We start from the raw sequence: 2399 nt of genomic DNA, 5'->3' as shown, positions 1-2399 counted from the left end.
ATATTGATACGAGCGATTAGATTGCTATTTACAAGAGAAGTCTTACACTCATTTTTACCCGTATCAATATTTTGCTTCAAAAGTTCGTTTTCGTTCAAAGAAAATTGATGTCAATCTAAAATTAATTAATGAATCTCTAGCAGAGTTTGTTAGCAATCAAGTACTGATCCAAAGTTATCAGCAAAAACTTCAAGGATTTGAAATCTCTTTTATTCCTCTTCAAAATTATGAAATTCAAGACTATTTTGGAGGAGAACATAGAGAAACATTGGAAGGGTAAATTGTTCCCTTCCTTTTTTATTTGATATTTTGCCACTTTCAGCTTATAAATACAAAATATCCCTCTACTTTTATTTCATAGTTTGGAAGTTTTGTCATTTTTAACGTACTAACCAGAAGCTTTTGCCGTTTTTGACGTACCTGTTCGTTTCTTTTGCCGTTTTTAGCGTACTAATTACTACCTTTTGCTGTTTTTGACGTACCACTCTGATTCTTTTGCCATTTTTGACGTACTACATTCATTTTATTTACTCGTAATCACTTATTAATTGTTAATTATTCTCTTTTTCCCGTAAAACAATCCTACCTTTTGCCGTTTTTGACGTACTCCTTCACTACTTTTGCCGTTTTCTGCGTACTAAACGTTGCTTTTCCCTTTGTTATTGCCTTTTCAAACCCCATTTTTTATTTTTTTCGCAGCACATATAAAGCTTTTGCCATTTTTGACGTACCAAACGAAAACTTTTGCTGTTTTTGTCGTACTACTACGTCGTTTTTGACGTTTTTCACGTACTAAAAATAGCTTTTGCCATTTTTGACGTACTAACAAAATTCATTGTGCTATTTACAACGATCAGAGAAGTGATTTTCTTCCCTTTTTTTAGGTGAATCGAGATCACTTTTGCTGTTTTTAGCGTACTACTCTTCACTTTTGCTATTTTTGGCGTACTATACTGAGACTTTTGCCGTTTTTTACGTACTAAAACGCATAAAGTTTTTTTTGATTTTTACTGATCGTAACAAACACTGTTCTGYCGGTGCTTGCTTGCTTTTGCCGTTTTTGTCGTACTAAATAACCTATACGCTGCACCCCTTGATATGACAGCATTCTTTGAACCTTTTGCCGTTTTTAGCGTACTACTCGTTCGTTTGCGATTCTGTTTCTTATTGATATAATTTTCACAAGGTATTCTTTGTTATTTTACCCTAATAAATTATTGTTGATATGAAATAGATTGGAGGGATTCTCATGATAAAAAAAGAATTTGCGAAAATTGGAAAACAAATTATTCGCCAATTGTCTAGCACCGTAGAAAAATATAAAGATATTGAAGATCACATGGACCTAGACGCTCATGGGAACCCTACAATCAAAACAGTGGCAGAACATCACCGTTTATCTAAATCTCAAATTTCACAATTAATTTTTTATCACTTCCTTCACGTTGATGAAAGAGGTATTATTTGTGATGTTTCTGAAAAAGAGATTGCAGCTGCTTTGAACTGTACCGTTCGAACAGTTCGCAACAACAATATAGTATTAGCAGAAACGGAATTAATTTCCTATTCTCGCAGCGGCAAGGGAATCAATATTTGTATTGTTCCCTATCCTCAATATTTTGAAGAACACGGCTTTGGGTTTATGGAATTAGAATATACTCGCTTTGAAGAACTTATTCTAATTGAAAACGTAAATGCCCTTCGCTTAGAGCTGCGCAAAGAATTGGTTTATGACAACGATACGATTAAGCGTCAGTTTAATCCTGCAGAAAACACTTCAAAAATTAGCTTTAATGACTATAAAATTTTTACGCCGAAATATACTCACTACAAAGGTATGATGCAAAAAATAGCTGAAACACAGACGAGCGCATTTAAAACCGTTGTCCAAGGATCTACTATTTTCTTTGTTTTAAAAGACGGAGCTAAAAATGGCAAGATGTCAAAACAAGAAAAGAAAGATCAATACGATGCGGCCATTCGACGTACTATTGAAGAGACTTTTGTAAAATTATCTGGACACAGCACAGATTCTACCGGAATTGTTATGTCCTCATTCCAAAACGAAGACATCGCTGATTTGGTTCAGCTTTCTTTTGAATATGGTATTGAACGAGTAAAGTCTGCCCTTTATTCGCTGATTGAACAGGCCTTCTTCAGCCATGATGCTCAAGTCGTTGAAAATTACGGTGGAAAAATCCGTATGCTTATTCGAAAAGAGCTTTCAAAAAATCTTCAAGATCAAGTCCCTGCCGAACTTACAGCTTCATAAGGGGCTTATTTGGCATGCCTTTTTTTATTTTATCTCTCTTCTCTTCTCTTTTTGATACAAATAGCACAAACAAACACCCCTTTTTGCAGCCATCCAATTCCATTATCCTATCTATATAAACGTAATG

General features: G+C 34.4%; 1 protein-coding gene. It reads left to right on the top strand.

Annotated features, from left to right (window positions below):
* Positions 1-1249 precede the first annotated feature (1249 nt).
* A complete protein-coding gene (locus AC1DRF_RS23425) occupies positions 1250-2272 on the top strand; it encodes a hypothetical protein (RefSeq protein WP_427076085.1) in 1023 nt (340 codons plus the stop codon).
* Positions 2273-2399 lie beyond the last annotated feature (127 nt).

It is taken from the genome of Priestia sp. P5_B4, assembly GCF_056400385.1.
This window is presented reverse-complemented; position numbering and strand designations above follow the sequence as displayed.

What these genes read in the sequence shown, in the direction of transcription:
- AC1DRF_RS23425 (WP_427076085.1), top strand. Translation starts at nt 1,250, where the DNA reads ATGATAAAAAAAGAATTTGCGAAAATTGGAAAACAAATTATTCGCCAA.